This window comes from Rhodoplanes elegans, assembly GCF_016653355.1.
GTDB classification, from domain to species: Bacteria; Pseudomonadota; Alphaproteobacteria; order Rhizobiales; family Xanthobacteraceae; genus Rhodoplanes; species Rhodoplanes elegans.
The window spans coordinates 1-15,481 of record NZ_NHSK01000304.1 but is presented as its reverse complement, the minus strand read 5'-3'; the positions used below and the strand labels follow the sequence as shown (position 1 = coordinate 15,481).

Genomic DNA, 15,481 nt, shown 5'->3' with positions numbered 1-15,481 from the left:
CCAGCAGGGCCGCCGCGACGGCGCGCCTCACGGCGTCACCTCGGGACGCGCCGCGAGCACCAAGCCGAGCCGGCCGGCGGCATCCGCGAGGGCGGCGGCGGCCCCGCGCGGATCGTCGAGAAGGCGGTCGTCGAGCGCGACGAAGTCGGCGCCCGCGGCGGCCACGGCCGAGACCTCGTCGAGCGTCGTCGCGTAGCCGACGCACGGGCTCTCGAACACCTCGGCCCACCAGCCGACCCGCTCGACCGTGACCTCGAAGGGCGGCATCCGGCCGTCCGGGCCGGGCTCGCCGAACAGCACGTAGTCGGCCTCGCGCTCGGCCGCCTCCATGGCGTCGTGGCGGGTGCGCAGGCCACCGACCCCGGCGATATGGGCGGGCTTGAGCGCGCCGATCGCCTCGGCGAGGGCCGCGATGCCGGTCAGATGGGCGCCGTCGGCGCCGCTGCGGCCGACGATCTCGGGCCGGTCCTCGACCAGCACGGCGGCGCCCGCCTTCTGGGCGATCGGCGCCACCGCCTTGACGGCGTTGACGGCGTCACGCTCGCCGAGCCCGGCGGGCAGCCGCACCAGCACGGCGGCGACGTCGACATCGGCGGCGAGCGCCGCCGACAGCCGCGCCGCGGCAGCCGCGGGGTCGGTCACGGGGATCACGAGATAAAGGCGCTGGCGGTCGTCCGGCATGGCTTGGAAGTGCGGGGCGATCGGGGCGAAAGCGGGGCGGCCCCGCGGCCGCTGGCTCCGCGTCCGTCTTGGGCGATCGGAGCGCGTTCTCTCCGGCCGTCGGGAGGTCGAGGAGCTGCGGCAAGCAGGGCCGGCTCTCTCCCCCCTTGTGGGGGAGAGGTGGAGAGGGGGGTGAGCCACAGCTTCGGAGCCTGTGGCTCACCCCCCTCTCTGTCCCTCCCCCACAAGGGGGGAGGGAACACTGGAGCCGCAACACCCTGCGAATCCGCCAGCCCGCCGAAGCGACGAGGCCGGTTGAGAGCTCCGCCTCACTCCGCCGCGGCGGCGGTGCGGCCGACCACCGGGTCGAGCTTGCCGGCGGCGTAGAGCTTGGCCATCTCGGCGAGCGGGATCACCCGCTTGATCTTCGAGGCCTGGCCGGCCGTGTTGAACTCCTGCAGGCGCTGCTTGCAGAGCTTGGTCATCGCCTCCATGGCCGGCTTGAGATACTTGCGCGGGTCGAACTCGCTCGGGTGCTCGGTCAGCACCTTGCGGATCTGGCCCGTCATCGCCATCCGGTTGTCGGTGTCGATGTTGATCTTGCGCACGCCGTTCTTGATGCCGCGCTGAATCTCCTCGACCGGCACGCCCCAGGTCGGCTTCATCTGGCCGCCGTACTGGTTGATGATGTCCTGCAGGTCCTGCGGCACCGACGACGAGCCGTGCATCACGAGATGCGTGTTCGGCAGGAGGCGATGGATCTCCTCCAGCACGTGCATGGCGAGGATCGCGCCGTCCGGCTTGCGGGTGAACTTGTAGGCGCCGTGGCTGGTGCCCATGGCGATCGCCAGCGCGTCGACCTTGGTCTCGACGACGAACTTCAGCGCCTCCTGCGGATTGGTGAGGAGCTGGTCGTGGCTGAGCTTGCCCTCGGCGCCGTGGCCGTCCTCCTTGTCGCCCATGCCGGTCTCCAGCGAGCCGAGCACGCCGAGCTCGCCCTCGACCGACACGCCGCCGAGATGCGCCATGTCGACGACCCGCTTGGTGACGCCGACATTGTAGGCCCAGTCGCCCGGCGACTTGCCGTCCTCCTTGAGCGAGCCGTCCATCATCACCGAGGTGAAGCCGGCCTGGATCGCGGTCATGCAGGTGGCCGGGCCGTTGCCGTGGTCGAGATGCACGCAGATCGGGATCTGCGGATAGATCTCGGTGAGCGCGTCCATCATGCGGGTGAGCATGATGTCGTTGGCGTAGGCGCGGGCGCCGCGCGACGCCTGGATGATCACCGGGGCGTCGAGGCTCGACGCCGCCTCCATGATCGCCAGCGCCTGCTCCATGTTGTTGATGTTGAAGGCGGGCACGCCGTAGTCGTTCTCGGCCGCGTGGTCGAGGAGCTGCCTGAGTGTGATTCGCGCCATCGTCGTCTCCCGTCCTGTTTCGCCCTGATGAATGTCGCCGCGTCGAACTTCGCCGCTGTTGATGTCGCCGCCGTAACGGTCGCCGTCGTGATCGCTTCGACCGAAGTGATCACGACGGCCGCAATGATCATTTCGCCCGGAGAATCTCGACGCCCGGCAGCGCCTTGCCCTCCAGCATCTCGAGGAAGGCGCCGCCCGCGGTCGAGATGTAGGTGAAGCGGTCGGCCGCGCCGGCGTGGTTGAGGGCCGACACGGTGTCGCCGCCGCCCGCGATGGTGACCAGCTTGCCGGCCGCCGTCAGCTCGGCCGCGGCCTCCGCGATCTCGACCGTGCCGGTGTCGAAGGGCTCGATCTCGAAGGCGCCGAACGGGCCGTTCCACAGCACCGTCTTGATCAGCTCGAGCTCGGACACGACGTGCTCGATCGAGCGCGGGCCGATGTCGAGGATCATCTCGGTCGGGCCGACCTCGTCGAGGGCGGCGACGCGCGACGGCGCGTTGGCCGCGAACTTCTCGGCGACGACCGCGTCGACCGGCAGCACGATCTGCTTGCCGCTCGCCTTCGCCTTGGCGAGGATCTCGTTGGCGGTCGGGATCAGGTCCGGCTCGCACAGCGACTTGCCGACCGGATGGCCCTGCGCGGCCAGGAACGTGTTGGCCATGCCGCCGCCGATGATCAGGACGTCGACCTTGTCGAGCAGGTTGCCGAGCAGATCGAGCTTGCCCGACACCTTGGCGCCGCCGACCACGGCGGCGACCGGACGCTTGGGCTGCTCCAGCGCCTTGCCGAGCGCCTCCAGCTCCGCCTGCATGCTGCGCCCCGCATAGGCCGGCAGCTTGTGGCCGAGGCCTTCGGTCGAGGCGTGGGCGCGGTGCGCGGCCGAGAAGGCGTCGTTGACCCAGATGTCGCCGAGCGCCGCGAGCTTGTCGACGAAGTCCGGGTCGTTCTTCTCCTCTTCCTTGTAGAAGCGGGTGTTCTCCAGGCACAGCACGTCGCCGGGCTGCATCGCGGCGGCGGCCCGCTCGGCCGGCTCGCCGATGCAGTCGGACGCGAAGGCGACCGGCTTGCCGATCACCTCGGCGACCGCGGCGGCCACCGGGGCGAGCGAGTACTTGGGATCCGGACCGCCCTTCGGTCGCCCGAAATGCGAGAGCAGGATCACCTTGGCGCCTTTGCCGATCAGCTCGTTGATGGTCGGCGCGGCCCGCTCGATGCGGGTCACGTCGGTCACCTTGCCGTTCTCGGTCGGCACGTTGAGGTCGAGGCGGACGAGGACGCGCTTGCCCTTCACGTCGGCCTGGTCGAGCGTTCTGAATGCGGTCATCTGATCCCCAACCGGAAATTCGAGCCGACGGTCGCGGCGCCGGCGCCCCATGTCGCGATGAGAGCGACGATGAGCTGAACCCAGGTCGGCGACTGCGGCAGTCGCCCGCGCATTTCGGCGACCGATTCGGCGACCGTGCTCAGCTTCGTGTCGAGGGCGCTCAGCTTGGTGTCCATCGCGCCCAGCTTCGCCTCGATGGTGCGAAGCAACGTCTTCAGATCGGCGAGGCCGTCCTCCAGCCGGGCGACGCGAAGATCGAGAGGCGGCATGCCGCCGCCCCCCGTCTCGCTGCCGTCCGGCGTGCGGTCCATCGCGGTCTCAGATCAGCTTCGCCATCGCCACCGCGGTGTCGAGCATGCGGTTCGAGAAGCCCCACTCGTTGTCGTACCAGGACATCACGCGCACCAGCGTGCCGTCCATGACCTTCGTCTGGTCGACGTGGAACACCGACGAGTGCGGGTCGTGGTTGAAGTCCGACGACACGTTGGGCTGCTCGGTGTAGCCGAGGATGCCCTTCAGCGGACCGTCCGCCGCCGCCTTGATGGCGGCCGTGATCTCGTCCTTCGAGGTCGCCCGCTTGGCGATGAACTTCAGGTCGACGACCGAGACGTTCGGGGTCGGCACCCGGACGGCGACGCCGTCGAGCTTGCCCTTGAGCTCCGGCAGCACGAGGCCGACCGCCTTGGCGGCGCCCGTCGAGGTCGGGATCATCGACAGGGCGGCGGCGCGGGCGCGGTACAGATCCTTGTGGACCTGGTCGAGCGACGGCTGGTCGTTGGTGTAGGAGTGGATCGTCGTCATGAAGCCCTTGTCGATGCCGATGGCGTCGTTGAGGACCTTGACGACCGGAGCGAGACAGTTGGTCGTGCAGGAGGCGTTGGAGACGACCAGGTGCTCCTTGGTCAGCTTGTCGTTGTTGACGCCGTAGACGACCGTCAGGTCGGCGCCGTCCGACGGGGCGGAGACCAGCACCCGCTTGGCGCCGGCGTCGAGATGCATCTTGGCCTTGTCCTTGGCCGTGAAGATGCCGGTGCACTCCATCGCGATGTCGACGCCGAGCTCCTTCCACGGCAGCGTGGTCGGATCCTTGATCGCCGTGACCTTGATCTTGCCGTGGCCGATGTCGATCGAGTCGCCCTCGACCTTCACGACGCCCGGATAGCGGCCGTGGACGGAATCGAAGCGCAGCAGGTGCGCATTGGTCTCGACCGGGGCGAGATCGTTGATCGCGACGAACTCGATGTCGGTGCGGCCCGCCTCGGCGGCCGCCCGCAGAACGTTGCGCCCGATCCGGCCGAAGCCGTTGATTGCCACCCGTACAGCCATGCTGGTCTCCCTTCCATGCCCACAAGCGCAGCCCGGCGGGCCGCGCGCCATGTCGATCCGATCTCGCCGTCGGCCGCCTTGATATAGGTCGGTTCTACACGACCCGTACGGCGGCTTTTTTTACAATGCCTGCAATTTGCCCAGGGCGACCTCGGCGACCCGTTCCGGCGTGATGCCGAAATGGCGGTAGAGGTCTGGCGCGGGACCGCTGGCGCCGAAGCCGGTCATCCCGACGAACCCTCCGTGCGATCCGACGATCGCGTCCCAACCCTGACGGATGGCGGCCTCGACCGCAACCCTTACGGGCGCCTCGCCGATCACCGCGTCGCGCTCCGCCTCCGGCCGGTCGAGGAACAGCTCGAAGCACGGCACCGACACGACCCGGGCCGGCACGCCGAACTCGGCCAAGCGCTTGCGCGCCGCGACCGCGATCGCGACCTCGGAGCCCGACGCGAACAACGATACCTTCGCCGGTCCGCCCTCGGCCGGCAAGAGCTCGTAGGCGCCGCCGGCGCACGGGTTGCCCGCGGCCGTGGCGTCGCGCAGTTGCGGCAGGTTCTGGCGCGACAGCGCGAGAACGCTCGGCCGGTGGTTCGAGCCGAGCGCCAGCGACCAGCACTCGGCGGTCTCGACCGCGTCGCAGGGGCGGAACACCAGGAGATGCGGGATCGCCCGCAGCGCCGCGAGGTGCTCGACCGGCTGGTGGGTCGGCCCGTCCTCGCCGAGCCCGATCGAGTCGTGGGTCATCACATGGATGACCCGCCGGCCCATGATGCAGGCGAGCCGGATCGACGGGCGACAGTAGTCCGAGAACACCAGGAACGTGCCGGAGTACGGAACGACACCGCCGTGCAGCGCCATGCCGTTCATGGCCGCCGCCATGCCGTGCTCGCGGATGCCGTAATGGATGAACCGGCCGCCGTAGTTCTCCGGCGTCAGCGCCGGCATGCCCTTGGGGCGGGTGTTGTTCGAGCCGGTGAGGTCGGCCGAGCCGCCGATCAGCTCCGGGAAGGCCGGCACCAGCACGCCGAGCGCCAGTTCCGAGGAGGAGCGGCTCGCCCGATCCTTGGGATCGGCGGCGAGCTGGCGCTTGATCTCGGCGAGCGCGGCATCGAGCTTTTCGGCCGGCACCGCGCCGGCGATGCGGCGCTCGAGCTCGGCCTTCCGGTCCGCCGGCAGGGCGGCGACGCGGCTCTCCCAGGCGGCGCGGAGGTCGCGCGAGCGCGCCCCGGCGGTCCGCCACAGCGACAGGATGTCGTCCGGCACCACGAAGGGCGGTGCGTCCCAGCCGAGCGCCTTGCGGGCGCCGGCGATCTCCTCGGCGCCGAGCGGAGAGCCGTGCGACTTCTCCGAGCCCGCCTTGGTCGGCGCGCCGAACGCGATCGTCGTGCGGCAGGCGATCAGGCTCGGCTTGTCGCTCTTCTGCGCGGCCTCGATCGCCGCCAGAATCGCCTCGGGGTCGTGGCCGTCGATCCGGCAGGCGTCCCAGCCGGCCGCCTCGAAGCGCTTCAGCTGGTCGACCGAGTCGGCGAGCCGGATCGGGCCGTCGATCGAGATGCCGTTGTCGTCGAACAGCACGATCAGACGGGACAGCTTCAGGTGGCCGGCGAGCGCGATCGCCTCCTGGCTGATGCCCTCCATCAGGTCGCCGTCGGAGGCCAGCACATAGGTGTGGTGGTCGACGATGTCGGGCCCGTACTCGGCGGCGAGGTGACGCTCGGCGATCGCCATGCCGACCGCGGTCGAGATGCCCTGCCCCAGCGGCCCCGTCGTCGTCTCGACGCCCTCGGTCGCCTCGACCTCGGGATGGCCCGGGGTGCGCGAGCCGAGCTGGCGGAAGTTCTTGATGTCCTCCATCGAGATCGACTGGAAGCCGGTGAGATGGAGCAGCGCATAGAGCAGCATCGAGCCGTGGCCGGCCGACAGCACGAAGCGGTCGCGGTCGAACCAGTGCGGCGCGGCCGGATCGAACTTCAACACCCGCGTGTAGAGGACCGTGGCGATGTCGGCCGCCCCCATCGGCAGCCCGGGATGTCCGGACTTCGCCTTCTCGACGGCATCCATGGCGAGAGCCCGGATCGCATTGGCCATCCGGTCGTGATCGGCGCGGGAAAGGGGGGTAATGTCGGCCTCCTGTGTGCCTGCGGAGGTCGGCGTCGGCCGCGATGCACCTTCGTGGACTGACGAAGTCGGGGGAGGCGGACGTCGCGACGGCACCGGCCGAAGGCCTCGTCTGGCGAGGCTTAGGACCTGATAGGCAGCCCGTATAGGACTGTCAACGCGACAGCTTGGGCGGGCGGGTGCAGCCCGGTCGAGATTTCGCGCCGAGGCTGTCGGACCTGTGTGCATCGCATTGACGCGGGATTGCGAACGCCCGTAAGGTTCGCCCTGCATCTGCTTGCCATTTCATGCTTTCGGGGAAAGCAGGGGCAGCCCGACGAGCCCGCGGGACGGGTCCGTGAGCGCACCGGGAAGCGGCTGCAGAATGGCGGGGCGAGGGCGCCATGAGCGACAGCACGATCGTGGAAGCGGCCAGCACCCGGCTCCAACGGGCCCTCGCGGCGTTGGAGGAGGCGGTCGAGCGCCGGCACGAGCTGGAGCGCGGCCGCAGCGCGCTGTCCGAGCAGGTCCACACGCTCGGCGCCGACCGGGCGCGGCTCGCCGATGCGCTCGACCGCGAGACGGCGCGGGCGCAGCGGCTCGACGGCGTCGGCCGCGAGGTGGCCGGCCGGCTCGACGCGGCGATCGCGACGGTGCGGGCCGTGCTCGCGACCGACGAGACCGGATGAGGGTCGCCCGATGGCGCTCGGAGGAACGAATCGTGGGGCTCTTCTCGATGCGGCGCACGCGAGCGCCTCGCGGTCCGGCGCAGCGGGCTCCGGCCCGGGAGGCCCGGGTGAAACGAGGTCTGGCGCAGCAAGGTCGGCCATGGCCCATGTCAGCGTGACGATCAACGGCCGGCAGTACCGGATGGCCTGCGACGACGGGCAGGAGCACCATCTGGCCCGGCTCGCCCACGACCTCGACCAGCGCATCACCAAGCTGCGCACCAATTTCGGCGAGATCGGCGACATGCGGCTCACCGTCATGGCGGCCCTGCTGATCGCCGACGAGCTGGCCGAGGCGTCGCAGCGCGCCCGCCGGTTCGAGGAGGAGGCGACCCAGCTCCAGGAGAGCCGCCGCGCCGCCGCCGAGCGCAGCCAGGTCACCACGGCGGCGATCGCGGCCGCCCTCGATTCGGCCGCCGAGCGCATCGAGCGGGTCACCCGCGCCCTCGACCACGGCGCCGACGGCCACGAGCTGCCGGCCGGGTGACGCCGCCGCGTCGCGCGGCGGACATCGTTCTCCGGCCTTCCCTCTCGGGCATCACTCTTTTGCAACAGGTGGCAGTCCCTCGCCCGAACGGGTGGCGGCGCGGCGCGCGAACCACTAGATTGGGTCGTGCGGGGCTGCGGGGTGCGTTTGGGGTCTTTTCCCCGGGGCCTTATCGATCCTGAAGGGAGCTGTCCCTGGCCGGGCCCGTGGGCCCGGACATATGGCGCCCACCTACCATGGTAGGGAACCCGGGATCGCATACTCCGACGGCTCAGGCGGCTCCGCACTCTTTCGTGCCTTCGTGTTTCCTGTCTTCGTGTCCGGCTTTCTGGTCCGGCCCTTGCATCGTTTCCGGCCCGCCCCTTCCCCCCGTCCCGGGAGCGACCTCGCAGCGCATGAGCCCAAAGTCCCCGATCGATCCGGTCGCCGCCGACAAGGCGGCGCTCCGCAAGGCGGCGCTCGACCGCCGCGACGAGCTCCCCGCGCAGGACCGCGCCGCCGCCGCCGAGGCGATCGCGGCGCGCCCGCTGCCCGTGCCGGTCGGCGCCGGCACCGTGGTGTCGGGCTACATGGCGATCCACAGCGAGATCGATCCGGCGCCGCTGATGCGCCGATTCGTGGAAAACGGCGCCGGGCTCGCCCTGCCGGTGGTGCAGGGCCGCGGCAAGCCGCTCCTGTTCCGCGCCTGGGCGCCGGGCGTGCCGCTGACCACCGCGGGTTTCGGCCTGCTGGAGCCGGGCCCGGAAGCCCCCGTCGTGGTGCCGGACGTGCTTCTGGTGCCGCTCGCCGCCTTCGACCGGGCCGGCCACCGGATCGGCTACGGCGCCGGCCATTACGACATGACCCTCGCGGCCCTGCGGGCCGAGAAGCCGGTGGTCGCCATCGGGCTCGCCTATGCGTCCCAGGAGATCGTGCGGGTGCCGGCGAACGACCGCGACGCGCGGCTCGATCTCGTGCTAACGGAGGCCGAGATCATCGATTGCCGCTAGGCGCTGCGCCCCGGTGCCGCGCGGCGGCGCCGGCCGGTCGCGCCTCCGGGACGTCCGGCCGGAGAACTTTCGGGACGTGTGAGCGTGCGGATTCTCTTCATCGGCGACGTGGTCGGCCGCAGCGGTCGGGCCGTGGTGCTGGAACGGCTGCCGGAGCTGGTGCGCGACTGGCGGCTCGACTTCGTGGTGGTCAACGGCGAGAACGCGGCCGGCGGCTTCGGCATCACCGAGCTGATCTACCACGACCTCCTCTCGGCCGGCGCCGACGCGGTGACGCTCGGCAACCACTCGTGGGACCAGCGCGAGGCGCTCGTGTTCATCGAGCGGGCCGAGAAGCTCGTCCGCCCGCTCAACTATCCGCCCGGCACGCCGGGCCGCGGCGTCGCCCTGGTCGAGGCCCGCAACGGCGCCCGCGTGCTGGTGACCAACCTGCTCGGCCGCGTCTTCATGGACCCGCTCGACGACCCGTTCGCCGCGGTCGAGCGCGAAATCGCCGCCTGCCCGCTGCGCGACGCCGCCGATGCCATCGTGGTCGACATGCACGCCGAGACGACCAGCGAGAAGCAGGCGATGGGCCACTTCCTCGACGGCCGGGCGAGCCTCGTGGTCGGCACCCACACCCACGCCCCGACCGCCGATCACCGGATCCTGCCGGGCGGCACCGCCTTCATGAGCGACGTCGGGATGACGGGCGACTACGACACCGTCATCGGCATGGCCAAGGACGAGCCGCTCAACCGCTTCCTGCGCCGCATCCCGGGCGGCCGGTTCGAGCCGGGCGGCGGGCCGGCCACCCTGTGCGGCCTCGCGGTCGAGACCGACGACAAGACCGGCCTCGCCGCCAAGGTGGCGCCGGTGCGGATCGGCGGCGCGCTCGAGCCCGCCGTCCCGGCCTTCTGGGCCGCCTGACCGACCGCCGCGCCCGGTCCCGCCCCTTGCGGGACGGGCCAGAATATGGCTTTTGCCGGCGCGCCTCGTTATATCTGGCGCCTCAAAGCGATCCCGAGGACGTCGGCGCGCCCGCATCCCGCGGTTGCGGCGCGGCCCCTCGAACGCCCCGACGACACACTCACGACCGCGTGGTCACGACCGCGTGGTCGCGACCGCACAGACACGACCGAGCCCGACAGGACCCGACATGGCCGGACATTCCCAGTTCAAGAACATCATGCATCGCAAGGGCCGGCAGGACGCGATGAAGTCCAAGCTGTTCGGCAAGCTGGCCCGCGAGATCACGGTCGCGGCCAAGCTCGGCCTGCCCGATCCGGCCATGAACGCCCGCCTGCGCGCCGCCATCATCGCGGCCCGGGCCGAGAACATGTCCAAGGACTCGATCGACCGCGCGATCAAGAAGGCGTCCGGCAGCGAGGGCGAGAACTACGACGAGATCCGCTACGAGGGCTACGGGCCGGGCGGCGTCGCCGTGATCGTCGAGGTGCTGACCGACAACCGCAACCGCACCGCCTCCGACGTGCGCTCCTACTTCACCAAGTCGGGCGGCAACCTGGCCGAGACCGGGGCGGTGTCGTTCATGTTCGACCGCCTCGGCGTGATCGAGTACGGCCCCGAGGTCGCCTCCGCCGACGCCATGCTCGAGGCGGCGATCGAGGCCGGCGCCGACGACGTGGTATCGTCCGACGGCGGCCACGAGGTCTATGCCTCGCAGGAGACCTATCGGGACGTCGCCAAGGCGCTAGAGGCCAAGTTCGGCGAGCCCAAGAAGGCGGCGCTGGTGTGGAAGCCGCAGAACTCGGTGGCGGTCGACGACGAGCAGGCCGAGAAGCTGTTCAAGCTGATCGAGTCGCTCGAGGAGCACGACGACGTTCAGCACGTCTACGCCAACTTCGAGGTCTCCGAGGCCGCCATGGCCAAGATGGGGGCGTGAGGACGGGCCGACATGCCGCTGCCGCGGGAGCACCTTCTCGACGAGTTGGGCTCGGCCTACCTGCAAGCCGTCGCCGCCGGTGCGGGCGCCGTGATCTCGGCGCCTCGCCGCGACTACGGAATTGACGGAACGCTGACCAGCATCGTTCGGGTGCCCCGACGCAGTGCACCGGGCTACAAGTTCATCCCGACGGGAGCCGCTGTCGATTATCAGCTCAGGACGACGGCGATCGCTGTCGTCGACGAGGACGGATTCGCTTTCGACATCGACGCGCGCACCTACGACCTGATCGTCGAACGCACCCACGCCGCCGCGCGGCTCTACCTGATCGTCGTTTGTTTCGGAGCCGATGCCGGACGGTGGATGGCCCTCGACCGGCAGCGACTCATCCTCAACGCCTCGGCCTTCTGGTGGACGGCGTCCGCGCCTCCCACCCGGAACGTTTCAACGGTTCGTGTATTGATTCCGGCCAGCAACCGGGTGACACCCGACACCATCGTCGAGCTCCTGGCGGCTGCAGCCGAAAGGCACGCGACATGATCGACGCAGGACCGAGCCTCCGTGCCGCAGCCGATATGCCGGCGGCGACGATAGTCGCCTATCTGCGTGCGACGGGCTGGACCTTACGGCCGTCGCGCATGAGCGGCATCTCGATCGCCTCCAAGCAGCTGGAGGGCGCGGACGGACCCGTCGAGCTGATTCTGCCCGAAACGCCGGGATTCAGCGATGAGCAGCGCCGGGTGGCGGATGCCTTGCGAACCGTCGAAGTCGTCGAGGAGCGTCCGCTCGACGAGATCGTCCGCGACATCAGGATAATGGCTGGGGGCGCTCGCCCTGTTGCGGCCGAATCCGTCGTGCGGCGCTCTTGACCGCTCCGGCGTGCCGGAGAGCGTGCCGCGGATGCCGTGGCGAGGAATCACGCAGCTTCGACGACATACCGCCTGAGCACCGGCTCACTTCCCCTCGAACACCGGCTTGCGCTTCTGTTTAAAGGCGCGAAGCCCCTCCAGGTAGTCCTGGCTGTCGTAGACGACGCGGCGCAGGCCTTGCAGGCGCTCGAACCCTTCCGGGCTCACCGGGTGGGCGCCTTCGAGGATGCGGAGCTGCTCCTTCATCACCGACACGGCGAGCGGCGCGTTGGCGGCGATGTCCTTGGCGATGCCGTACGTGACGGTCTCCAGCTCCTCGATCGGCACGATGTGGTTGACCATCCCGAGGTCGAAGGCGCGCTCCGCCGTCACCGGCTTCGCCGTGAACGCCATCTCGCGCACCGTGCAGGCCGGCGCCGCGTTGAGGAAGGTCAGCATGCCGGAGATGTTGTAGGGCACCGAGAGCTTGGCCGGCGTGATGGCGAAGCTGGCGTTCGGCGCGATCACGATGATGTCGCAGGCGAGCACCACCTCGCAGGCGCCGCCCCACACGCTGCCCTCGACCATCGCGATGACGGGGATCGGAAAGCGCGAGATCTCGCGCACCAGATGGCGCACCGGGTCGTCCCAGCCGAGCGGATCGCGATGCCCCTCGGGCAGTTCGTCGATGTTGAAGCCGGCCGACCACACCGAGACGCCGGGCTGGGCGCGGAGCACCACGGCGCGCAGATGATCGCTGCGGAAGCCTTCGAGCGCCGTGCACAGCGCGTCGATCAGGGCGCTCGACAGGGCGTTGCGCTTCTCGGCGTTGTCGAGCGTGACGGTGCCGACGAAGCCGTCGCGCGACGTGGTGATCAGGCCCATTGAGCGCTCCCGAACGTGTGACGGATGGGGGACCGCCTAGCTGATTTGCGGCGGCTGCGGCAGTCGGAAGATTGCGGGGCGCACCAACGCGGTCAGTCCGGGGCGCGGACCGCAAGGTCCGCGAGCCCGGAATCCATAACCCCGGCATGAATGGTTCACGAGAGACCGGGCGTATGGGCCCCAGGCTCGCGGCTTCGCCGCGCCCCGGGACGACGGTGTCCCCTCACGCCGCGAAGACGCGCCAGGCGGTCGCGCTCGGCTCGTGCTTGGCTTGCGACTTCGCCTGCGCCATCACGGCGTGGATCTGATCGAGGTCGCTGGTCATGGTGCCGGGCGACAGCTCCAGCACGGCGACGCTGCAGCGGAGCAGGTCGAAGCGGCGGCTGCGGCCGTCGCGGTCGCGCCCGGTGATGAAGCCGAGCCGCTGATCCTCCGGGCCGTAGAGCTTTCGCGCCTCACGGCGGAACTCCTCCAGCAGCTCAGCCAATGTCGTGCGCAGCAGCGCCGGGTCGTGATCGCGAAAGCCGGCGAAGAAGTCGTCGCCGCCGACATGGCCGAGCAGCACGCCGGGCCCGCCGAGCAGGCGCCGCATCAGCGTCGCGAACAGCGAGATGGCGCGGTCGCCGTGCGGGAAGCCGTAGCGATCGTTGAACGGCTTGAAGTCGTCGAAATCGAAGTAGCAGAAGTGCCGCCGCACGTCGGCGTCGAGCGCCGCGACGGCGACGAAGTCGGTGATCGAGAGATTGCCGGGCAGCTCGGTGAGCGGGTTCTGGTCCTGCGCCTGCTGGATCTTCTTGTCGTTGATCACCGAGAGAAGGGCCGCCGTCGACAGGACGCCGATGTATTTCAGGTTCTCGGTGACGATCACGCCGTCGCTGCCGTGGGCATTGGCGAACACCTCGAGGATGTGCTCGGCATCGGTCGCGATGTCGACGATCGGGCAGGCGGTCACGAACGACGAGATGCGGCGCTGATAGGCGCGGTTGGTGAGGAGGTCGCGGCCGAACGGCATGTAGATGTACTGCTTGAGATCGCGCTCGTGGATGATGCCGCGCGGCTCGCCGGCGTCGTCGACCACCGGGAAGAAGGTCTCCTGCGGCGCCTTGCGGAACAATTCGAACACGGCCGGCAGCTCGGCGTCGATCGCGACCGCGGGCAGCGCCGCCATCTGGTTGCGGATCAGGAGCTCGTCGGTCTTGCGGTCCCGCCGGTGCTTGGCCCGCGCCGTCACCACATGCGGATAGGTCGAGAGGAGCTCCGAGATCTCGCAGGTCGGCCGGGCGACGAACCAGCCCTGCACGAGGTCGCAGCCGGCCTCGCGACAGGCGATGTACTCGGCCTCGGTCTCCACGCCTTCGGCGATCACCCGGATGCCGAGCACATGGGCGAGGTTGGCGATAGTCGTCACCAGGAGGCGCTTGCGCTGGCTCCGTGCCATGTCGCGGATGAAATGGCCGTCGATCTTGATGTAGTCGATGCCGTGGTCGCAGAGCAGCTTGAGCTCGGAGACGCCGAGCCCGAAGTCGTCGATGGCGAGCCGGCCGCCCATGGTGCGCAGCGTGCCGACCATGGCCCCGAAGGTCGGCTCGGCGTCGTTGTCGAACCGCTCGGACAGCTCGAAGCACAGGGTCGAGGCCGGGATCCGCTTGCTCTCCAGGACCTTGCCCACCGAGCCCAGGATCTGGTGGCCGGCCGCGAGGGCGCGTCCGTCGAGATTGATGAACAGCTTCTTGCCGGCGGCGTCGGGCAGGCTGGCGAACTTGGCGATGGCGCGGGCGTGCAGCATCTGCTCGAGCGGCACCAGCACGTTCGACTGGGCGGCGAGGTCCAGGAGCGCGATCGGCGTGTCGAGGCCGAGGCGATCGACCCCGCGCATCAGCGCCTCGTAGCCGTAGACGTAGCCGGTGTTGATCTCGACGATCGGCTGCAGCGCGTAGTCGACCACCAGCTTGGCGAGCGAAACGATGTGGTCACGGCCGAGGGCCGGCAGCGCGGTGCCTGCCGACGGTGGAGCGGGCATGGGAGCGGTCATGGCATCCTCGCGGAGCCCACGATCCGGTCGGCGGCTCCGAGGACAGGAGACTAGCCCGCGACTCCTTTCGCCTTGTGACAGTTCCGTAACCGCTTCTCGCGTGGTTGACGAAGGGTTTACGCCGCGTCCGCGGGCGATGCCGCGACTTCGACCGAACCGGCCCGGTCGATTCCGCCGCACCTTGGTATAAGACTGGCGATCATGCGCGCAGCGATTCGAATTCTCGGCATCGATCCCGGCCTCCGCCGCACCGGCTGGGGCGTGATCGACGTCGAGGGCAACCGGCTCGCCTATGTCGCCTGCGGGTCGGTGTCGAGCGACGAGCGCGACGCCATGGGGGCGCGGCTGGTGGCGATCCACGACGGGCTCGCCCGGGTGATCGGCGACTTCTCCCCGGCCGAGGCGGCGGTCGAGTCGACCTTCGTCAACAAGGACGCCTCCGCCACCCTGAAGCTCGGCCAGGCCCGCGGCGTCGCCCTGCTGGTGCCGGCGCTCGCCGGATTGAGCGTCGCCGAGTACGCCCCCAACCTGGTGAAGAAGACCATCGTCGGCGCCGGCCACGCCGAGAAGGATCAGATCCGCATGATGATCGGCATGCTGCTGCCCAAGGCGACGCCGCAGACCCACGACGCCGCCGACGCGCTCGCCATCGCGGTCTGCCACGCCCACCACCGCACCAGCGCGGTGATCCGCGCGACGCTAGCGAAGGCGGCGGAAGGATGAGGGCGGGTCGATACGGCGGCGGCTCGCGCCTCTTGCGTTCCCTCCCCCCTTGTGGGGGAGGGACAGGGAGGGGGGC

16 protein-coding genes and 1 other RNA gene are annotated in these 15,481 nt (G+C 70.0%); 9 read left to right on the top strand and 8 right to left on the bottom strand.

The window, feature by feature from the left end:
• Positions 1 to 27: 27 nt before the first annotated feature.
• From CCR97_RS30080 to tkt, 6 genes are all read right to left on the bottom strand, one after another.
• Positions 28 to 681 carry a thiamine phosphate synthase gene (locus CCR97_RS30080; protein ID WP_201160192.1) on the bottom strand — a complete coding sequence of 218 codons (654 nt, stop codon included), beginning with the start codon at positions 679 to 681 and terminating at the stop codon, positions 28 to 30.
• A 308-nt stretch (positions 682 to 989) separates the two neighbouring features.
• Positions 990 to 2,078: a class II fructose-bisphosphate aldolase gene (gene fba / locus CCR97_RS30075; protein ID WP_111359222.1), complete on the bottom strand. Its 1,089-nt coding sequence runs from the start codon at positions 2,076 to 2,078 to the stop codon at positions 990 to 992.
• 127 nt (positions 2,079 to 2,205) lie between these two features.
• The gene (locus tag CCR97_RS30070; RefSeq protein ID WP_111359221.1) at positions 2,206 to 3,402 is read right to left on the bottom strand and encodes a phosphoglycerate kinase; all 1,197 of its coding nucleotides are present in this window, start codon (positions 3,400 to 3,402) and stop codon (positions 2,206 to 2,208) included.
• On the bottom strand, positions 3,399 to 3,713 hold the full coding sequence (locus tag CCR97_RS30065) for a hypothetical protein (protein ID WP_111359220.1): 315 nt from the start codon (positions 3,711 to 3,713) through the stop codon (positions 3,399 to 3,401). Before CCR97_RS30065 ends, CCR97_RS30070 begins: the two co-directional genes overlap by 4 nt.
• A gap of 7 nt (positions 3,714 to 3,720) precedes the next feature.
• Entirely contained in the window at positions 3,721 to 4,728 is a 1,008-nt protein-coding gene (gap, locus tag CCR97_RS30060; RefSeq protein WP_111359219.1) for a type I glyceraldehyde-3-phosphate dehydrogenase, read from the bottom strand.
• A gap of 120 nt (positions 4,729 to 4,848) precedes the next feature.
• Positions 4,849 to 6,852, bottom strand: coding sequence for a transketolase (gene tkt, locus CCR97_RS30055; protein ID WP_276330225.1), 2,004 nt, complete (start codon positions 6,850 to 6,852; stop codon positions 4,849 to 4,851).
• 380 nt (positions 6,853 to 7,232) lie between these two features.
• On the opposite strand from tkt, the gene CCR97_RS30050 reads away from it, so the two are divergent.
• From CCR97_RS30050 to CCR97_RS30015, 8 genes are all read left to right on the top strand, one after another.
• Entirely contained in the window at positions 7,233 to 7,517 is a 285-nt protein-coding gene (locus CCR97_RS30050) for a DUF4164 domain-containing protein (RefSeq protein WP_201160190.1), read from the top strand.
• Between the two features lie 139 nt (positions 7,518 to 7,656).
• Positions 7,657 to 8,043: a cell division protein ZapA gene (locus CCR97_RS30045; protein WP_111358670.1), complete on the top strand. Its 387-nt coding sequence runs from the start codon at positions 7,657 to 7,659 to the stop codon at positions 8,041 to 8,043.
• A gap of 128 nt (positions 8,044 to 8,171) precedes the next feature.
• Positions 8,172 to 8,329, top strand: a non-coding RNA gene (gene ssrS, locus CCR97_RS30040) — 6S RNA.
• 109 nt (positions 8,330 to 8,438) lie between these two features.
• Positions 8,439 to 9,032, top strand: coding sequence for a 5-formyltetrahydrofolate cyclo-ligase (locus CCR97_RS30035; protein WP_111358669.1), 594 nt, complete (start codon positions 8,439 to 8,441; stop codon positions 9,030 to 9,032).
• A gap of 84 nt (positions 9,033 to 9,116) precedes the next feature.
• Positions 9,117 to 9,941 (top strand): TIGR00282 family metallophosphoesterase, encoded by an 825-nt coding sequence (locus CCR97_RS30030; RefSeq protein ID WP_111358671.1) that lies wholly within the window; start codon positions 9,117 to 9,119, stop codon positions 9,939 to 9,941.
• A 229-nt stretch (positions 9,942 to 10,170) separates the two neighbouring features.
• Positions 10,171 to 10,917: a YebC/PmpR family DNA-binding transcriptional regulator gene (locus tag CCR97_RS30025; RefSeq protein ID WP_111358668.1), complete on the top strand. Its 747-nt coding sequence runs from the start codon at positions 10,171 to 10,173 to the stop codon at positions 10,915 to 10,917.
• Positions 10,918 to 10,929: 12 nt separating this feature from the next.
• Positions 10,930 to 11,457: a DUF4365 domain-containing protein gene (locus CCR97_RS30020; RefSeq protein WP_111358667.1), complete on the top strand. Its 528-nt coding sequence runs from the start codon at positions 10,930 to 10,932 to the stop codon at positions 11,455 to 11,457.
• Complete coding sequence (locus CCR97_RS30015) at positions 11,454 to 11,786, top strand: hypothetical protein (protein ID WP_146618830.1); 333 nt, start codon at positions 11,454 to 11,456, stop codon at positions 11,784 to 11,786. Before CCR97_RS30020 ends, CCR97_RS30015 begins: the two co-directional genes overlap by 4 nt.
• Positions 11,787 to 11,870: 84 nt before the next feature.
• Here CCR97_RS30015 and scpB read toward each other — a convergent pair whose 3' ends face one another.
• Positions 11,871 to 12,650, bottom strand: coding sequence for a methylmalonyl-CoA decarboxylase (gene scpB / locus CCR97_RS30010; RefSeq protein WP_111358665.1), 780 nt, complete (start codon positions 12,648 to 12,650; stop codon positions 11,871 to 11,873).
• 223 nt (positions 12,651 to 12,873) lie between these two features.
• Positions 12,874 to 14,682 (bottom strand): GGDEF domain-containing protein, encoded by a 1,809-nt coding sequence (locus CCR97_RS30005; protein WP_244670754.1) that lies wholly within the window; start codon positions 14,680 to 14,682, stop codon positions 12,874 to 12,876.
• A gap of 198 nt (positions 14,683 to 14,880) precedes the next feature.
• On the opposite strand from CCR97_RS30005, the gene ruvC reads away from it, so the two are divergent.
• On the top strand, positions 14,881 to 15,405 hold the full coding sequence (gene ruvC, locus CCR97_RS30000) for a crossover junction endodeoxyribonuclease RuvC (protein ID WP_111358663.1): 525 nt from the start codon (positions 14,881 to 14,883) through the stop codon (positions 15,403 to 15,405).
• Positions 15,406 to 15,481: the final 76 nt, after the last annotated feature.

What these genes read in the sequence shown, in the direction of transcription:
- CCR97_RS30070 (WP_111359221.1), bottom strand. Translation starts at nt 3,402, where the DNA reads ATGACCGCATTCAGAACGCTCGACCAGGCCGACGTGAAGGGCAAGCGC.
- CCR97_RS30035 (WP_111358669.1), top strand. Translation starts at nt 8,439, where the DNA reads ATGAGCCCAAAGTCCCCGATCGATCCGGTCGCCGCCGACAAGGCGGCG.
- CCR97_RS30065 (WP_111359220.1), bottom strand. Translation starts at nt 3,713, where the DNA reads ATGGACCGCACGCCGGACGGCAGCGAGACGGGGGGCGGCGGCATGCCG.
- scpB (WP_111358665.1), bottom strand. Translation starts at nt 12,650, where the DNA reads ATGGGCCTGATCACCACGTCGCGCGACGGCTTCGTCGGCACCGTCACG.
- gap (WP_111359219.1), bottom strand. Translation starts at nt 4,728, where the DNA reads ATGGCTGTACGGGTGGCAATCAACGGCTTCGGCCGGATCGGGCGCAAC.
- CCR97_RS30015 (WP_146618830.1), top strand. Translation starts at nt 11,454, where the DNA reads ATGATCGACGCAGGACCGAGCCTCCGTGCCGCAGCCGATATGCCGGCG.
- CCR97_RS30020 (WP_111358667.1), top strand. Translation starts at nt 10,930, where the DNA reads ATGCCGCTGCCGCGGGAGCACCTTCTCGACGAGTTGGGCTCGGCCTAC.
- CCR97_RS30045 (WP_111358670.1), top strand. Translation starts at nt 7,657, where the DNA reads ATGGCCCATGTCAGCGTGACGATCAACGGCCGGCAGTACCGGATGGCC.
- CCR97_RS30050 (WP_201160190.1), top strand. Translation starts at nt 7,233, where the DNA reads ATGAGCGACAGCACGATCGTGGAAGCGGCCAGCACCCGGCTCCAACGG.
- CCR97_RS30025 (WP_111358668.1), top strand. Translation starts at nt 10,171, where the DNA reads ATGGCCGGACATTCCCAGTTCAAGAACATCATGCATCGCAAGGGCCGG.
- fba (WP_111359222.1), bottom strand. Translation starts at nt 2,078, where the DNA reads ATGGCGCGAATCACACTCAGGCAGCTCCTCGACCACGCGGCCGAGAAC.
- CCR97_RS30005 (WP_244670754.1), bottom strand. Translation starts at nt 14,682, where the DNA reads ATGACCGCTCCCATGCCCGCTCCACCGTCGGCAGGCACCGCGCTGCCG.
- CCR97_RS30080 (WP_201160192.1), bottom strand. Translation starts at nt 681, where the DNA reads ATGCCGGACGACCGCCAGCGCCTTTATCTCGTGATCCCCGTGACCGAC.